The following is a 16,022-nucleotide window of genomic DNA, read 5'->3' as shown; positions in this document are numbered from 1 at the left end:
CCTCAGTTATTCAAGTTAGGGTTTCCCCATGAGTTTCACCGTCGCCATAGTCGGGCGTCCCAATGTTGGCAAGTCCACGCTGTTCAACCGTCTGGTTGGCAAAAAGCTGGCGCTTGTCGATGACACACCGGGCGTTACCCGTGACCGCCGTCCGGGCGATGCGAAACTCATCGACCTTCGTTTTACGATCATCGATACCGCCGGTCTGGAGCAATCCGCGCCTGACACGCTGCAAGGTCGCATGTGGGCACAGACGGAAGAGGCGATCGAAGAGGCCGATCTGACCCTGTTCGTGGTCGATGCCAAATTCGGCCTGACGCCTGCCGATGAAACTCTGGGCGAAATGCTGCGCCGTCGTGGCAAGCCGGTGGTGCTGGTGGCCAACAAGTCGGAAGCGCGCGGCTCCGACGGTGGTTTCTACGATGCCTATACGCTCGGCCTTGGCGAGCCATGCCCGATCTCCGCAGAACACGGTCAGGGCATGATCGACCTTCGCGATGCCATCGTTGCCGCCATCGGCGAGTACGTGGCGTTTCCGCCGGAGGATGATTTTGACGAGGCCGAAACCGATGTCGTCCTGCGCCACGGTGATCTTGATGGCGAGGAAGACGAGGAAGAAGAAGAGCCTGTTTACGACGAGACCAAGCCGCTGCGCGTGGCCATCATCGGCCGCCCGAATGCGGGAAAATCGACGCTGATCAACCGGTATCTTGGTGAAGAGCGCCTTCTGACCGGCCCGGAAGCAGGCATTACCCGCGACAGCATCTCCGTCGAATGGGACTGGCGTGGCCGCACCATCAAGATGTTCGATACGGCGGGCATGCGCCGCAAGGCGCGCGTCACAGAGAAGCTGGAAAAGCTTTCGGTCGCGGATTCTCTCCGCTCCATCCGCTTTGCCGAAACCGTTGTCATCGTCTTCGATTCGACAATCCCCTTCGAAAAGCAGGATTTGCAGCTGGTCGATCTGGTGCTACGTGAGGGCCGCGCTGCCGTGCTAGCCTTCAACAAGTGGGATCTGGTCGAAGATCCCCAAGCATTCCTGGCCGACCTGCGTGAAAAGACCGAGCGTCTCCTGCCGCAGGCGCGCGGCATCCGCGCCGTGCCCATGTCCGGCCATTCCGGCTACGGCCTCGACCGGTTGATGCAGAACATCATCGACACCGACAAAATCTGGAACCGCCGCATTTCCACCGCCAAGCTCAACAAATGGCTGGATGCTCAGGTCACCCAGCATCCACCACCGGCGGTCTCCGGTCGCCGCCTGCGTCTCAAATACATGACGCAGGTCAAGGCTCGCCCGCCCGCATTCATGATTTCCTGCACACGCCCGGAATCGATCCCGGAATCCTACACACGCTATCTCGTCAACAATCTGCGCAAGGATTTCGACATGCCCGGCGTGCCGATCCGCGTGCATTATCGGGGTTCGGATAATCCGTTCGAGAGCAAGGCGAAGAAGAGGCGGTAAGCTTCATCGACGGAGTGAAATTCATGGCTGACATTCCAATCCGTTGTTTCGCGGTATCGGTTGTCATAATCCGCGAAGTTTCCAACGGCCATCAGGTGTTGTTGCTGCGCCGGAACCATACGTTGGTCGGTGAGTGGTGCCAGATTGCGGGCGGTATCGAAGACGGGGAAACCGCATGGCAGACAGCGCTGCGAGAAGTGAAGGAAGAGACGGGACTGGTCTGCCAACAGCTGTATTCTGCTGATATTTGCGAGCAGTTCTACGAGGCAGACCGCAATGCCATCAGCATGCTTCCGGTTTTCGTGGGATTTGTCGACGCTGGTGCGGACGTCACGATCAATGAAGAGCACAGCGAGTTCCGTTGGGTGTCCTTCACCGAGGCGTTGACAATGGTGCCTTTCGCGGGTCAACGCAAAGTGCTCCGGCACGTCGAAGCCGAGTTCGTTCAACGCAGTCCATCGAACCATCTCCGCATTCAAACACCGTAGCCCGTACGGCTCGGAGCCGCGGGCATAGCGCTGTTGCAGGCATCGATAATATTTCTTGAGGACTTATCATGCTGATCAAGCAGACCGATTATCATCGCATCTACCGCGTCATCAACAGCCTGCTGATCAACGAAAATGCCGATCCAGCAACCGCTTCGATGTTTTTCAGCACCTTTGGAGCGTTCATTTTGGAGCATCATTACAAGGTGAAGGCCAAGCCGAAGGGTGGGTTGGCGGCTTATAATCTCGGTGGCACAAACCTGCTGTTCGCTGATCATCGCGACGATGGTCATGTGACCGGTGCAGGCGAGAATTTTCACTGCTGGCTGGAGGCGGATGGCTGGGCGATCGATTTCATGGCCCCGGCGTTTACGCAGGCGGCGGCGGGGCTCTCCATACCGGCGAAAATGTTTCAAACGCCACTGTCATCTATGGCACCGTCCATCAACGATCTCAGCCAGTCCGGTGACTTCTTCTACAAGTCCGAGCCGGAAGCGACCGCCCGCCGTTTTGCCGACTGGCGCAAGCACGGCATGGTCGGCGATCTCGCATCCATCGCAGCGGGATGGTTTCGCAAATCGCCCAAGCAGATGCAGCCATCCATTTCTGTCAGCGATAGCAACGGTAAAAGCCGGACAATTCCGCTTGTGGGAAATCCGCTGACTGGCGCATGGTGATGGATTTTGAAAAGGACGGCCAGCGTAAACTCGCGGCAGCCGCCTGACGTCAATCAGCAGCCCGACCCCGCTCTATAGATAGCGGCAGTCGCATCCCGCACGCCTTGTGACAGGACAAGCGGAGTTCGTCCAGACGCTTGCGGCTAAAAATGCGCGGCGCGTCCAGATTTCACCGTGCTTGCGGCCTTACGCCGGCGATGTTGCGTAGAATTCCGGCACGCCGCTGCTGGCAGCCGAGGTGACGTTGTTCAGGAATTGCCGGGATGCCGTTTCCCAGGAATAGGAGCGGGAGAGCGCAAGTGCTGCGTCCGGGGAGCATTCCAACGCGGCAAGGCAGGCCGTGCGCAGGTCTTCGCTCAGCGCTCCCGCCTTAGTGTGACCGCCCAGAATGTCGATGGGGCCGGTCACCGGAAAAGCTGCGACGGGCACGCCGCTGGCCAGCGCTTCCAGAATGGTGTTGCCGAAGGTATCCGTCTTGGAAGGAAACACGAAGACATCGGCCTGGGCATAGGCTTCGGCCAATTTCCTGCCGGTTTTCACGCCTGTAAAAAGCACATCGGGGTATTTGTTCTGAAGGTCGGCGCGCGCCGGGCCATCGCCCACGACGACTTTCGAGCCGGGTAGATCTAGGTCGAGAAATTCCGGCAGGTTCTTTTCCACCGAGACCCGACCAACCGTCATGTAGATGGGGCGTGGCAGGTCGAAGGGGCGGGCGACTTTCTCGCGCGGGAAAAACTGCGCGGCGTCGATGCCGCGGCTCCAGCGTTTGAGATTTCTGACGCCACGGGCGTTCAGTTCCGTCTCAAGGCTGGGCGTCGCCACCATGCAGGCGCTGCCGCCATTGTGGAACCAGCGCACGAAGCCATAAAGCCAGCTTTCAGGGATAGGAAAGCGGGCCGCGACATATTCGGGAAAGCGCGTGTGGTAGCTAGTCGAAAAGCGCATGCCGTGCTTGATGCACCAGCGGCGTGCCATGAAGCCCAACGGCCCTTCGGTGGCGATATGCACATAGGACGGCTGGCTTTTCTCGATTTCCTTGGAAACACGGCGATAGCTGGCAACGGAAAGGCGGATTTCGGGGTAGGTGGGGCAGGGAACGGAATGAAAGCTCTGCGGCGTCACCATGCAGACCTCTACGCCCATGCGCTCCAGTTCGGCATTAGTGTTTTCGATGGAGCGCACGACGCCGTTGACCTGTGGATGCCAGGCATCGGTGACGATGGTAATTCTGGTCATGCATTGACCCCCGCACTAGCGAATCCCGGAGCTGGGCCGGACTTTAGCGTGTATGCGGCAGGCATGTTACAGCTTGATGTCAGCCCTTCGGCAGCAAGGCCGGGTCGATCAGCGCGCCGTGGTGGCCGATGACGGTGGCGGCTGCTTTTGCGGCAAAGGCTGCGGCGTCTTGAGGGGCAGCGCCCGCCACCAGTTTCGACAGGAATGCGCCGTTGAAACTGTCACCGGCGCTGGTCGTATCGACAACCGAGGCTGATTGCACAGCGGTTGCGTGGGAGCGTTCACCATCGAAATCGAGCGTCGCGCCCCTTGCGCCGTCTTTGACGACGATGTCGCGCACGCCAAGCGCGCGGTAGCGGGCAATGGTCGCCTCGACATTGGTATCGCCGAAATTGCCCGCTTCGTCATCGAAACTTGGCATGACCAAGGTCGCTGCACGGGCGCCATGGGTAATGGTATCCAGCATGGTTTGCCGGTCGGACCAGAGGCGAGGCCGGATGTTGGGATCGAACACCACGCGTCTGCCCGCGGCCTTGGCGCGGCGCATTTCTGCAAGAAACGTATCGACGGCGTTGGGTGTCGCGAGAATGGCCAGCGTGATGCCGGAGAAATAGATGAGGTCTGCCGCCTCGATCGTGCCTCGGAGATGATCGGCATCGGTGGCAAGCTGGCGTGCCGCAGCCGTGCTGCGCCAGTAGCTGAAGGTGCGCTCGCCATCCTTGAGGTTGATGAGGTAAAGCCCCGGCGTGCCGCCTTTGATGCGCGAAACGTTGGCGGTTTCGATGCCCGCTGCTTGGATGAAGTCGAGCATTTCCTGGGAAAGTGGATCGTCGCCCAGTGCGGTGAAGTAATCCACCGTCCAGTCTGCGGGCAGGCAGGCACGGGCATACCAGGCGGTATTGAGCGTATCTCCGGCAAAGCCCTTGCGCAGCAGTCCATCGCCCGCCTGCGAAAGCTCCACCATGCATTCGCCGATAGAAAGAAACCGTCCGCCCATGCAATTGCCTCCCATACATTGACGTTTCGCATTACGATGCCTGCCGCAAGCTGGCAAGGGCAAGTCATCATATGAGTGGCCTGTCTTCGCAAATGCAGCATGATTGCCGTTTACGAATGGAGGCGGGCTTTATATGCTTCGGGGAGATTCACTGGAGATTGCCCATGCCGGACCTGAACACCTCCGCCAACATTGCCACGCAAGACGGAGACTGGTGGAGGGGAGCGGTGATCTATCAGGTCTATCCACGCTCGTTTCAGGATACGACAGGCGATGGTTTCGGTGACCTTGCCGGTGTGACCCAGCGCCTGCCATATATCGCATCGCTCGGCGTCGATGGTATCTGGCTTTCGCCGTTCTTCACCTCGCCCATGGCCGATATGGGCTATGACGTTTCCGATTACTGCAATGTTGATCCGATGTTCGGTACGCTCTCGGATTTCGACGCGCTGATTGCCGAGGCCCACAGGCTGGGTCTGAAGATCATCATCGATCAGGTGATCTCCCACACATCAGACCAGCACCCTTGGTTCAAGGACAGCCGGGCAAGCCGCACGAATTCGAAGGCGGACTGGTACGTGTGGGCCGACCCCAAGCCGGATGGCACGGCGCCCACAAACTGGCTGTCGGTCTTTGGCGGTCCCGCGTGGGAATGGGACGGCGTGCGCAAGCAATATTACATGCATAACTTCCTGGCCTCCCAGCCGGACCTCAACTTCCACAATGTCGAGGTGCAGGATGCTTTGCTGGAAACGGTTCGTTTCTGGCTGGAGCGCGGCGTGGACGGTTTCCGTCTCGATACCGTCAACTACTATTTCCACGACAAGCTGCTGCGCGATAACCCGCCGCATGAGCCCGATAGCGACGATGCGGGCCTAGATGCGCCTGACGTCAATCCCTACGGCATGCAGAGCCATATCCACGATAAGACGCAGGTCGAGAACATCGCGTTTCTCAAGCGGTTCCGCTCGCTTCTGGACGAGTATCAAGGCCGCATGACGGTGGGCGAAGTGGGGGACGGTGCCCGCTCTCTCAAGACGGTCGCCTCCTATACGGCTGACGGTGACAAGCTCAACATGTGCTACACCTTCGACCTTCTGGGCGGTGATTTCTCTGCCAGCCATATTCGCGGTGCCGTCAGTGGCTTCCAGAAAGCTGTGACAGATGGCTGGGTCTGCTGGGCATTTTCCAACCATGACGTGGTGCGCCACCTCAGCCGCTTTTCTGAGGGTGCGGAAGACCATATGCGCGTGGCAAAGCTTGCTTTCAGCATTCTTGCCACGCTGCGCGGGTCGATCTGCCTCTATCAAGGCGAGGAACTGGCGCTGACGGAAGCCGAACTTGCCTTCGAAGATTTGCGCGACCCCTACGGCATACGATTCTGGCCAGCATTCAAGGGCCGTGACGGCTGCCGCACGCCGATGGTCTGGGAAACGGGCAAACCCAATGCAGCATTCACGACCGCCGACAAGCCCTGGCTGCCGGTGCCCTACGCACATGCCATGCTGGCGGCGGACGGGCAGGAGCGCAAACCGGACTCCGTGCTCAACCATTACAAGGCCGTACTGGCCTTCCGGCAAAGCCACGCCTCGCTGCGGGATGGCGACATGGTGTTTCTCGGCACTCAACAGGACCTTCTTGCCTTCACCCGCCATAAGGGCAGGGAGACACTGCTCTTCGTGTTCAATCTGACCCGGGAGCCGGTCGAGTTTCTGATCCCTAAGAATTTGACGGTCACTGAAGTGCTGAGCATGCCGAGCTTCGAGCCTCTGTTCGATGCCGGTACGGTGAAGCTTGATGCGCTGGATGTGTTCTGCGGCAGGATCGGTTGAGCGGTTACAAGATGCCCTTGGTCATCTCGGGGTCGAGGCTGAGAATGAACTGCCAGAGCAGCGCCTTGTCGAACTGCTCTTCACGGCACATCATCCAGCTTAGCGCCTGCTGGGATGACCAGCCTTTCTTATAGGGTCGCGCGGAGGTCAGCGCGTCGAAGACATCGCATATGGTGGAGATGCGCACTTCCGTGCTGATCTTTTCGGCGGCAAGCCGGTCTGGATAGCCTTTGCCATCCAGACGCTCGTGATGGGAGCGACAGATTTCGAGCACGAGCGGTGACATGCCGGGCGTGTTCGACAGAAGTTGATAGCCGCGTTCGGGGTGCTGCTCCATCAGCGCACGCTCTGCCGCGTTCAAGGGCCCCTGCTTTTGCAGGACCTGTAAGGATATCGTGAGCTTGCCGATGTCGTGCAGAATGCCGGCCATGCAAAGCTGCTGCACGGTTTCCTCGTCCATCTGCATTGACCTTGCGAAGTGCAGCATCAACGCTGCCACCGCCAGCGAATGGACGAAGGTGGCGCTGTCGCGGAAGCGCAGGCGTGACATGCCGATGTAAAGCGATGGATTTTCCTCCATCGTTTTCGCCACGTCGTTGACCAGGGGCGTGAAGGCCTCAGGCGAGATGGTGCGACCCTGACAGACGTCGCCGATCAGCGAGCGCGCTTGCGCTGCCTGATCCTTGATCTTCAGTGCCGTCTCGAACTTGTCCTGTTTGGTCGCGGTGGTGATGTTGCGCGCGCCGGAACCGTGTGAAGCAGACGTGATATCGCGGCCCAAGGCAGTATTGATGAAGACCGCGCTGACGTTGCTGTTTAAAATCAGATCGATGTCACTGCCTGATCTGACAGTAAAACGCCGCCCCAATGTCGGGCTGTCCTGCCATGCGCCTTCGACAGCTTCGATGAACATGCCAATCTTCAATTGCGACTTGTCTATCCTCGTTACAACCACAGAATGCTCCGGCAGCGATACTCCAATCCCACAACAGGTTATTTAACGTAACTATCTTAATTTAATATGAGTACATCTTTATATTAAGGCCTATTTCTTTAGCCGGATGAAGATGTGATCAGCGCAAAGCGATCGACATCGACCATTCCCATGTCCGAAATCTTCAGATGCGGAATGACGGGTAGGGGCAGGAACGCCACCTGTAGGAAGGGCTCTTCCAGCGTAGTGCCCAGCGCGTACGCTGCCTTGCGCAAGTCGTGCAGCGTGTCACGCACGGTCTCGTAAGGCTCAAGGCTCATCAGGCCCGCCACGGGCAGGGCAATCTCGCCGGTGACCTTGCCGTCCTCGACTACGACGAAGCCGCCCTTGATGTCGCCAAGGCGATTTGCCGCCTGCGCCATGTCGTCTTCGCTGACCCCGACGACGCAGATGTTGTGGCTGTCATGCCCGACCGTCGAGGCGATGGCACCCTTCTTCAGGCCGAAGCCTTGCACGAAGCCATTGGCGTGATTGCCGTTCTTGCCGTGGCGCTCGATGACGGCGACCTTGATGATGTCGTTGTCGAGATCGACAGTCGTCTGGTTTCCATCCGTCGGCAGCGTGTAGCGGCGATGCTCGGTGATGATCTTGCCCGGCACGACTCCGATGACAGGCGTCTCGCCTTCGGTTGCGGGAACGCCGAAATGCGAGGCCTGAACGGGCCGGGCCTTGACGCTGTCGAGGCCAACGGCAGCGACAGGCTTTCGCGTGGCGAAGAGTTCGTCGGTCACCTTGCGCCCTGCCGAGAAAACCATGCTGGCCTTGCAGTCCTGCAACGTGTCGATAACAACGAGGTCGGCGCGCCAGCCGGGTGCGATGAGGCCACGGTCTCTCAGTCCGAACGCTTTCGCGGCGGAAATAGAGGCCGCGCGGTAGATCGCCAGCGGCTCCACGCCGCTGCGGATGGCGGTGCGGATCATGTAATCGAGGTGGCCCTGCTCGGCGATATCGAGCGGATTGCGGTCATCGGTGCAGAGCGCCAGATAGGGTGACAACCGCTCCGTGATGATGGGCATCAGAGCATGCAGGTCCTTGGACACGGACCCTTCGCGCACCAGTATGTGCATACCCTTGCGAATTTTCTCGAGCGCTTCGGTGGCGGTCGTGCATTCATGCTCGGTCCTGATGCCTGCCGACAGGTAACCGTTGAGCGCAGTGCCGGATAAAAGCGGCGCATGACCATCGATGTGCTGACCCTGAAAGGCTTCCAGCTTTGCCATGCTGACAGGGTCTTTGTGGATCACGCCGGGGAAGTTCATGAACTCGGCAAGCCCGATGACCTTGGGATGGTCGCGAAACGGCAGCAGCTTTTCGATTGGCAGATCGGCGCCGGATGTCTCCAGATGTGTGGCGGGCACGCAGGATGACAGCTGGACGCGAATGTCCATGATGGTTTCCAGCGAGGAATCGAGGAAGAACTGGATGCCTTCGGACCCGAGAACATTGGCGATTTCATGCGGATCGCAGATGGCCGTCGTAACACCGTAAGGCAGCACGCAGCGGTCGAATTCATGCGGCGTGACCAGCGAGGATTCGATGTGCAGATGCGTATCGATAAAACCGGGCACGACGATCTTGCCGGTGATGTCGATTTCTTCCACGCCCGCGTAGCTCTCACAGGTGCCGATGATGGTGTCGCCACAGATTGCTATGTCTGAGGCCACGAGCTCGCCCGTGACGAGGTCGAAAAAGCGACCGCCTTTCAGAACGATATCCGCCTTCTCGCGCGCTGTACCCTGATCGATCCTGCGTTCAAGTGCCGATGCCACGTGTCACCTCATGTCAATTCTTGGTTGGTGGAGATTAAGCCAGATGCGCCAAGGGCTTGTCCAGCTTGCTTTACCATAAAACAAAACCGGGCGCGTCATCCGCACCCGGTTTCAATTTGCCTATCAGGATCGATTACTCTGCGGAAACGATCTTGCCGTTTTCCCACTTGTAGAGCGAGAATGCCTGCGACGACAGGTCGCCTGTTTCGCCGTAGGTCAGCTTGCCGATGGCCGTTGCAACGGGTTCACCAGCCTTGAGAACCTTGGCGACGGCTTCCGCGTCTTCTGCGCTGCCAGCCTTTTCGATACCGGCTTTGAGCACTTCCACGGCTGCATAAGCGTTCAGCGTGAAGGCTTCTGCGGGAATGTTGGCGGCCTTCAATGCTTCGGCTGCGGCCTTGGAATCGGCGCTCTTGGTTGCGTCAGCAGCGTTGGTGAAAATGGTGCCAGCGGACGCATTGCCCCCGATGCTCCAGAATTCGGAGTTGGACAGACCATCACCACCGATGACGGTTGCCTTGGCACCGGCATCCTTCAACTGGCGAACCAGGAGACCGGCTTCAGGGTGGTAACCGCCGAAGTAGACGACATCGACATTCTCGGACTTCAGACGCGTGGTAAGCGCGCTCAGATCCTTTTCGCCCGGTGTCAGCGCGTCGTAGAACACTTCAGTCACGCCGCCGCCATTGATCGTCTTCTTGAAGGAATCGGCCAGGCCCTTGCCGTAAGCGCCCTTGTCATGAATGATGGCGATGCGGCGATCTTTTAGCTGTGTCAGCACAAGCTTGGCCGCAACTTCGGCCTGCTGGTCATCACGACCGCAGGTGCGCAGCACGTTCCACAGATCGCGGTTCGTCAGGTCGGGTGCGGTTGCCGTCGGCGTCACCATCAGGATGCCGTTTTCGGCAAACACGTCGGATGCCGGAATGGCAACGCCCGACGTGACAGGGCCAACGACGAAGCGAATGCCCTCGGCAACCAGCTGGTTTGCGGCAGATACACCCTGCTTCGGCTCGCCGCCGTCATCGGCCAGCTTGAGAGTGACTTGCTCGCCCAAAATGCCGCCATTCTTGTTGATGACGTCGACGGCGGTCTGCGCGCCCTTCTTCACCTGATCGCCATAGGCAGCGACGGGACCAGTCAGCGGCGCGATGAGGCCGATGACGATCTCGGCATGCGCCAGAGGTGCGAAAGCGACGGAAGCGGCAAGCGTCAGGCCGGATAGAATCTTGAATTTCATGATAGTCTCTCCTTGGATTGGGTCGTGTCCCCTGGATATCACCGTGGCAGGAGCGCTTGCGCAGCGCAGATCATCCCTGTCCCCGACAAAACGGTGCCGTTTCATGTTTGATTTCCGACACCCTGTTGTGGTCTTACCCGTCAGAGGCGATTTCGCAAGCCATGTTTGATCTATTTCAGAACGGGGAGCGTAAATCCTCTGTGAGTGCAGACCAGATGCCCTGTCTGTGGGCCATGGTCTCTGGCTTTTCAACGCTGACGGGGAGATAGTAATGCCATGACACCGTCCGACGAAGAGTTCCTGAAAAATCTGCCGGTCTTTCTGCATTTCGAAGATGTGGCCGACCCGACGCTGTACCGCGCCTTGCCGGATGGCTGGGCACTTGCGCTCGCTGACATCATCGACTCGACCGGTGCCATCGACAGCGGTCGCTACAAGGCAGTGAACATGGCGGGCGCTGGCGTGATTTCCGGCCTGCTGAATGCGTTGCAACGACATGATCTGCCCTTCATCTTTGGCGGTGATGGCGCGGCGGTGGCTATTGCCCCGTCACAGATCGATGCGGCACGCGAGGCGTTGTCCAAGGTGCAGGCGTGGGTCGCAGACGACATCCGACTGACGCTGAGAGCCGCAATAGTTCCCGTGTCGGCCATTCGCGAAAACGGGCTCGATGTTCGCGTGGCGCGCTTTCAGGCCAGTGACGACGTGTCCTACGCCATGTTTTCCGGGGGTGGAAATCACTGGGCGGACGAGCAGATGAAAAGCGGGCACTATCTCATCAGCGCTGCGGAAAGCGGTTCGAGACCTGACCTCACGGGGCTGTCCTGTCGCTGGAACCCGATTGAAGCTGCGCGCGGCAAAGTCGTTTCGATCATTGCGCTACCGGGCCCCAACACTGATCCACTGGCGTTCCGGGGTATCGTCGCCGAGATCGTGGCTTTGGCAAACGAAGACGGGCGTGGTGGTCACCCGGTGCCGGTGGAGGGGCCGCCGTTGGGTTTCATCAGGGAAGGGCTGGTGCTGGAAGCCAAGGCGCTGTCTGGCTATCGCGACAGTCTCTCGCAAATTCGCAAGGGCGCATGGGTGCTGTTCCAGACCGTCCTGATCGCCGTGCTTTACTCATTCAAGAAGACGGTTGGTCGGTTCGATCCAGTCCAATATAAACGCTCGGTCGCCAGCAACACGGATTTCCGAAAGTTCGATGATGGACTGAAAATGACGGTGGATGTCGACCCCGACACCTTGAAAAAGATCAAGGCTCGGCTGGAAGGTGCATCACGCGAGGGCATCTGCTTTTACGGGCTGCATGAGCAGGACACGGCACTCATGACCTGTATCGTGCCATCACCGTTGTCCCGCGACCACATGCATTTCGTCGATGGTGGTGATGGTGGATATGCAAAAGCTGCGACCAATCTGAAAGCCCAGATGCAGCCTGTTGCTTAGCAGAAACGAAAAACGCCACGCATCCTCACGGACCCGTGGCGCTCAATGCTTTGCATCCGCGCAGCCAGCTTTAATGAAGCCGACCCACAGCCGATGTTCGCGCTATCATCAAGCGGCAGTCTTTTCCGCGCTGGCGGCTTCTGTTGAACAGTAGATGCTTTCAAGCGTTGCCAGAATTTTCTTCACCGATTCCGATGTGCTGGAATAGTAGATGGTCTGTGCGTCGCGGCGTGTCTTCACCAGACGCTGTGCGCGCAGCTTTGACAGGTGCTGGGAGAGCGCGGACTGGCTAAGTCCGACCTGTGTCGCAAGTACGCCGACCGGCACTTCGCCTTCGACGAGGCTGCAAAGGATCATCAGCCGCTTTGGGTTTGCCATAGCGGAAAGAAGGCCTGCGGCTGCAGTGGACTGTTCTGAAAGCGATTCTGTATTCATATTCTCACTTCTCCTGAGTGAAGCCCGCCCCGGACCACATCATTGGCAAAACGAAATGTTATATGGCTCAAGTGTATCAATTCGGTAAGATCGTTGTATATACCTAAATCTAAGGTACAGACTACCCTTTATTAGCATTATGTGAAATTGATGTGTTTTGGCGTGTTATTGTAAATAAATAGTCGAAAATTCTATTTTAAGCGGCTCTAACAAAGTTCATTGGGTAAAATTTTCGTTATCGCTGTGGTTGCGGGTATTTCGTTTTTTCAATTGCAAAATCATTATCCGGCTGAATGGTTTACGATTTTTCCGCTCTCCCCCCAGATTTCGCACTGTCACGTTGGAAAGCAGTCTTACAGATTCGCTTTGGGCAAGCGGCTGCGATACATTTCGAGATGGAAATATGTCAGCAGAATCGCGCGATCTCAGATAGCCGGGGGCGCAAGAGAGGCTGTGGCACGATGTTTCCATGCCGCAGCCGCTTGTCTCATCTGTGCCGGTGCATGGTCAGTCCGCGCACCACATCGTCGGCGGAGACGGTGCCCACGATGGTGCCGTTATCGACGATGCCGATGGCACCCGGTTGCCGCGTCATGGCGTCGAGGATATCGACCAGCGGCGAGTTGGGCCGCGCCGTGGCCGTTACCGACAGCCCTGAATTTTCTGCCGTCACGCCCTTTCGCATCACATCCGCCGCCGTCAGCATCGAGATCGGGTTCATGTTCTGCACGAAATCCGCGACATACTGATTGGACGGGTTCTTGACGATTTCCTGCGGCGTGCCGCACTGGATGATATGCCCGCCATCCATCATCGCAATACGGTTGCCGATGCGGAAGGCCTCATCCAGATCGTGGCTGACGAACAGGATCGTCTTTTTCAGACGGCTCTGGAATTCCAGCAGCTCATCCTGAAGGCGGCTGCGGATGAGGGGATCGAGCGCAGAGAAGGGCTCATCCATCAACAGGATCGGCGCGCCTGTCGCAAAGGCGCGGGCGAGGCCAACGCGTTGCTGCATGCCGCCCGAGAGTTCGCCGACCTTTCGGTCTGCCCAATCCGAGAGATTGACGAGTTCCAGCTGTTCGGCCACCCGCTTCTTGCGTTCAGCGTCCGCCATGCCTGCAAGCTCCAGCCCGAAGCCGACATTGTCGGCCACATTGCGCCAGGGCAGCAGTCCGAACTGCTGGAACACCATGGAAACCGTGTGGGTCCGAAGCTCTCGCAGCGCTTTCGTAGACGTCTTGTAGGGATCGACATAGCCGGAGGGCGTCTTGACGCTCACGGTGCCGCGCACCACCGGTGCGAGACGGTTGACGGCGCGCAGCAGTGTCGATTTTCCAGAACCCGAAAGGCCCATCAAAACAAGGATTTCGCCTTCCTTGACGCTGAGTGACGCATTGGCGACACCCAGCACAAGGCCTGTCTGCGTGTTGATTTCGGCACGCGTCTTGCCCCCATCCAGCAGGGACAAAGCCTTTTGCGGATTGTTGCCGAAGACGATGTCGATATTTTCAAAAATAATCGCGTCACTCATGCTTCATCCTCCGAACCTGGAAGTCGGAACAGGCGGTCGAGTATGATCGCCACGATGACGATGCAGAGCCCGGCCTCGAAACCCATGGCGATGTTGACAGTGTTGAGCGCACGCACGACCGGCACGCCGAGACCGTTGGCGCCCACCAGAGCGGAAATAACCACCATTGACAGCGACAGCATGATGGTTTGCGTCAGCCCCGCCATGATCTGCGGCGTAGCAAACGGCAGTTCGACCTTGCGAAGCACCTGCGACGGTGTTGCACCGAATGCGACCGCAGCCTCCACCAGAGCAGGCGGGGTGGAGATGATGCCGAGCCGTGTCAGGCGAATGGGGGCGGGCAGGGCAAAGATGACCGTTGCGATCAATCCCGGCACCATGCCGAGTCCGAACAGCACCAGCGCCGGGATCAGATAGACGAAAGTCGGTATGGTCTGCATCAGGTCCAGAGCCGGACGCATGAACGCATAGGCCCATTTGCGCCGGGCCGCGAAGATGCCGAGCGGCACGCCGACAAGCATACAAACGGTGCTGGCTGCGATGACCAGCGCCAGCGTTTCCGTAGTCGCCTTCCAGTATCCCAGATTAATGATGAGCAGCAGGCCGAGGGCAGTAAAAAGTGGCATGCCAATGGAGCGGCGCATCCACGCCGAAAGCGCTGTCAGCAGCGCGACGATGATGAGCGGATGGGGTGCTTGTAAAACATAGAGAAAAGCGTCGATGACGCTTTCGAAAATGAAGGATAACCAATCAAAGAAAAAAGAGAGATTTCCGGTCAACCAATCGACTGCCTCCTTGGCATATCGACCGATCGGCAAACGATTTTGAGAAGCGCTGAGCCATTCCACGGTAAGATCGGACCTTTCGTGAACGGAGTCATGGTCGTCTTCCGACCGGCTGGCCGGAAGACGGGTTCAAGGCACTGAGACCTGCGGCTAGAGGCCGAGAGCCTTTTTGGCGGCCGGCAGGGCGTCTGCACTGCCATCCTTCGTCTTCACGCCAGCAAGCCATGGCTCGATGACGGATGGGTTAGCCTTCAGCCATTCGGTTGCCGCGACTTCGCCCTCTGCGCCGTCGTTCAAGATCTTGCCCATGATTTCGTTTTCCATGGGCAGCGTAAAAGACAGGTTTTTCAGGAAGGTACCGACATTCGGGCATTCCTGCACATAGCCTGCGCGCGCATTGGTGTAGATCGTGGCGCCACCGAGGTTTGGCCCAAAAACATCGTCGCCGCCGGTGAGGTAAGTCAGCTTGAAATTGGAGTTCATCGGGTGCGGCTCCCAACCGAGGAACACGATGGGGTCGCCGGATTTCTCGGCACGGGCCACTTGCGCCAGCATGCCCTGTTCGGAGGATTCGACGACGTCGAAGCTCTTGAGGCCGAACGAGTCTTTTTCCACCATGCCCAGAATGAGACGGTTGCCATCGTTGCCGGGCTCGATGCCGTAAATCTTCCCGCCCAAATCGTCGCTATGCGCTGCGATGTCCTTGAAATCCTTGATGCCGAGTTCGGCACCCTTGGCGTTAGTGGCCAGCGTATATTTCGCACCAGTCAGGTTTTCACGGATCGTTTCCACCGACTTGTCGTCGCGATAGGCTTTGATGTCGCCTTCCATAGTCGGCATCCAATTGCCGAGGAAGACATCGATGTCCTTGTTTTTCAGGGAAGTGTAAGTAACTGGTACGGAAAGAATTTTCACATCCGTCTCATAGCCAAGGCTTTTGAGAATGACAGAGGCCGTGGCTGTGGTGGCGGTAATATCCGTCCAGCCGACGTCTGAAAAGCGGACGGTGCCGCAACTGGCAGGTTCCGCTGCCGAAGCGGCGGTGGTGAAGAGTGCCATTGCAGAAACTGCTGCGGCAAGGGCCAGACAGCGGTGGTTTGTTGCAAGCATTGCTTACTCCC

The 16,022-nt window shown here is 58.4% G+C and carries 14 protein-coding genes; 5 read left to right on the top strand and 9 right to left on the bottom strand.

Going from position 1 to position 16,022, the window contains the following annotated elements; all coding sequences use genetic code 11:
* Nucleotides 1–28 precede the first annotated feature (28 nt).
* The 3 genes from der to HRR99_RS10960 all read left to right on the top strand — a co-directional run bounded on the left by der (nucleotide 29) and on the right by HRR99_RS10960 (nucleotide 2,633).
* The gene (gene der / locus HRR99_RS10970) at nucleotides 29–1,468 is read left to right on the top strand and encodes a ribosome biogenesis GTPase Der (RefSeq protein ID WP_233121693.1); all 1,440 of its coding nucleotides are present in this window, start codon (nucleotides 29–31) and stop codon (nucleotides 1,466–1,468) included.
* Between the two features lie 23 nt (nucleotides 1,469–1,491).
* On the top strand, nucleotides 1,492–1,956 hold the full coding sequence (locus HRR99_RS10965; protein WP_233121692.1) for an NUDIX hydrolase: 465 nt from the start codon (nucleotides 1,492–1,494) through the stop codon (nucleotides 1,954–1,956).
* Between the two features lie 68 nt (nucleotides 1,957–2,024).
* On the top strand, nucleotides 2,025–2,633 hold the full coding sequence (locus HRR99_RS10960) for a DUF2026 family protein (RefSeq protein ID WP_233121691.1): 609 nt from the start codon (nucleotides 2,025–2,027) through the stop codon (nucleotides 2,631–2,633).
* Nucleotides 2,634–2,819: 186 nt separating this feature from the next.
* Here HRR99_RS10960 and HRR99_RS10955 read toward each other — a convergent pair whose 3' ends face one another.
* On the bottom strand, nucleotides 2,820–3,869 hold the full coding sequence (locus HRR99_RS10955; protein WP_233121690.1) for a bifunctional monoglucosyl/glucuronosyl diacylglycerol synthase: 1,050 nt from the start codon (nucleotides 3,867–3,869) through the stop codon (nucleotides 2,820–2,822).
* 79 nt (nucleotides 3,870–3,948) lie between these two features.
* Nucleotides 3,949–4,866, bottom strand: a complete 918-nt coding sequence (locus HRR99_RS10950) for a sugar kinase (RefSeq protein ID WP_233121689.1) — start codon at nucleotides 4,864–4,866, stop codon at nucleotides 3,949–3,951.
* A 164-nt stretch (nucleotides 4,867–5,030) separates the two neighbouring features.
* On the opposite strand from HRR99_RS10950, the gene bglA reads away from it, so the two are divergent.
* Nucleotides 5,031–6,698 (top strand): beta-galactosidase BglA, encoded by a 1,668-nt coding sequence (gene bglA, locus HRR99_RS10945; RefSeq protein ID WP_233121688.1) that lies wholly within the window; start codon nucleotides 5,031–5,033, stop codon nucleotides 6,696–6,698.
* 4 nt (nucleotides 6,699–6,702) lie between these two features.
* On the opposite strand, the gene HRR99_RS10940 is transcribed toward bglA, so the two are convergent.
* From HRR99_RS10940 to HRR99_RS10930, 3 genes are all read right to left on the bottom strand, one after another.
* On the bottom strand, nucleotides 6,703–7,611 hold the full coding sequence (locus HRR99_RS10940; protein ID WP_233121687.1) for an HD-GYP domain-containing protein: 909 nt from the start codon (nucleotides 7,609–7,611) through the stop codon (nucleotides 6,703–6,705).
* Nucleotides 7,612–7,751: 140 nt separating this feature from the next.
* The gene (gene ade, locus HRR99_RS10935) at nucleotides 7,752–9,461 is read right to left on the bottom strand and encodes an adenine deaminase (protein WP_233121686.1); all 1,710 of its coding nucleotides are present in this window, start codon (nucleotides 9,459–9,461) and stop codon (nucleotides 7,752–7,754) included.
* 133 nt (nucleotides 9,462–9,594) lie between these two features.
* Nucleotides 9,595–10,701: a branched-chain amino acid ABC transporter substrate-binding protein gene (locus HRR99_RS10930; protein ID WP_111837783.1), complete on the bottom strand. Its 1,107-nt coding sequence runs from the start codon at nucleotides 10,699–10,701 to the stop codon at nucleotides 9,595–9,597.
* Between the two features lie 276 nt (nucleotides 10,702–10,977).
* Between HRR99_RS10930 and HRR99_RS10925 the strand changes: the two genes are divergently transcribed.
* Nucleotides 10,978–12,147, top strand: a complete 1,170-nt coding sequence (locus HRR99_RS10925; RefSeq protein WP_233121685.1) for a DUF3095 domain-containing protein — start codon at nucleotides 10,978–10,980, stop codon at nucleotides 12,145–12,147.
* A 108-nt stretch (nucleotides 12,148–12,255) separates the two neighbouring features.
* Here the strand turns inward: HRR99_RS10925 and HRR99_RS10920 are convergent, their stop codons facing one another.
* From HRR99_RS10920 to HRR99_RS10905, 4 genes are all read right to left on the bottom strand, one after another.
* Nucleotides 12,256–12,582, bottom strand: a complete 327-nt coding sequence (locus tag HRR99_RS10920) for an ArsR/SmtB family transcription factor (protein WP_111837785.1) — start codon at nucleotides 12,580–12,582, stop codon at nucleotides 12,256–12,258.
* A gap of 487 nt (nucleotides 12,583–13,069) precedes the next feature.
* The gene (gene choV / locus HRR99_RS10915) at nucleotides 13,070–14,116 is read right to left on the bottom strand and encodes a choline ABC transporter ATP-binding protein (RefSeq protein WP_233121684.1); all 1,047 of its coding nucleotides are present in this window, start codon (nucleotides 14,114–14,116) and stop codon (nucleotides 13,070–13,072) included.
* Entirely contained in the window at nucleotides 14,113–14,964 is an 852-nt protein-coding gene (gene choW / locus HRR99_RS10910) for a choline ABC transporter permease subunit (protein WP_111837788.1), read from the bottom strand. The genes choV and choW overlap by 4 nt, the downstream gene beginning before the upstream one ends.
* 87 nt (nucleotides 14,965–15,051) lie before the next feature.
* The gene (locus tag HRR99_RS10905) at nucleotides 15,052–15,960 is read right to left on the bottom strand and encodes a choline ABC transporter substrate-binding protein (RefSeq protein ID WP_233123482.1); all 909 of its coding nucleotides are present in this window, start codon (nucleotides 15,958–15,960) and stop codon (nucleotides 15,052–15,054) included.
* Nucleotides 15,961–16,022: the final 62 nt, after the last annotated feature.

Origin of the sequence: Agrobacterium vaccinii, assembly GCF_021310995.1 — a bacterium.
GTDB lineage: Bacteria > Pseudomonadota > Alphaproteobacteria > Rhizobiales > Rhizobiaceae > Agrobacterium > Agrobacterium vaccinii.
The sequence above is the reverse complement of the archived record's forward strand: the minus strand, read 5'-3'. Positions and strand labels throughout refer to the sequence as shown.

What these genes read in the sequence shown, in the direction of transcription:
- HRR99_RS10965 (WP_233121692.1), top strand. Translation starts at nt 1,492, where the DNA reads ATGGCTGACATTCCAATCCGTTGTTTCGCGGTATCGGTTGTCATAATC.
- HRR99_RS10925 (WP_233121685.1), top strand. Translation starts at nt 10,978, where the DNA reads ATGACACCGTCCGACGAAGAGTTCCTGAAAAATCTGCCGGTCTTTCTG.
- HRR99_RS10920 (WP_111837785.1), bottom strand. Translation starts at nt 12,582, where the DNA reads ATGAATACAGAATCGCTTTCAGAACAGTCCACTGCAGCCGCAGGCCTT.
- bglA (WP_233121688.1), top strand. Translation starts at nt 5,031, where the DNA reads ATGCCGGACCTGAACACCTCCGCCAACATTGCCACGCAAGACGGAGAC.
- HRR99_RS10905 (WP_233123482.1), bottom strand. Translation starts at nt 15,960, where the DNA reads ATGGCACTCTTCACCACCGCCGCTTCGGCAGCGGAACCTGCCAGTTGC.
- HRR99_RS10940 (WP_233121687.1), bottom strand. Translation starts at nt 7,611, where the DNA reads ATGTTCATCGAAGCTGTCGAAGGCGCATGGCAGGACAGCCCGACATTG.
- HRR99_RS10960 (WP_233121691.1), top strand. Translation starts at nt 2,025, where the DNA reads ATGCTGATCAAGCAGACCGATTATCATCGCATCTACCGCGTCATCAAC.
- HRR99_RS10930 (WP_111837783.1), bottom strand. Translation starts at nt 10,701, where the DNA reads ATGAAATTCAAGATTCTATCCGGCCTGACGCTTGCCGCTTCCGTCGCT.
- HRR99_RS10955 (WP_233121690.1), bottom strand. Translation starts at nt 3,869, where the DNA reads ATGACCAGAATTACCATCGTCACCGATGCCTGGCATCCACAGGTCAAC.
- der (WP_233121693.1), top strand. Translation starts at nt 29, where the DNA reads ATGAGTTTCACCGTCGCCATAGTCGGGCGTCCCAATGTTGGCAAGTCC.
- choV (WP_233121684.1), bottom strand. Translation starts at nt 14,116, where the DNA reads ATGAGTGACGCGATTATTTTTGAAAATATCGACATCGTCTTCGGCAAC.
- HRR99_RS10950 (WP_233121689.1), bottom strand. Translation starts at nt 4,866, where the DNA reads ATGGGCGGACGGTTTCTTTCTATCGGCGAATGCATGGTGGAGCTTTCG.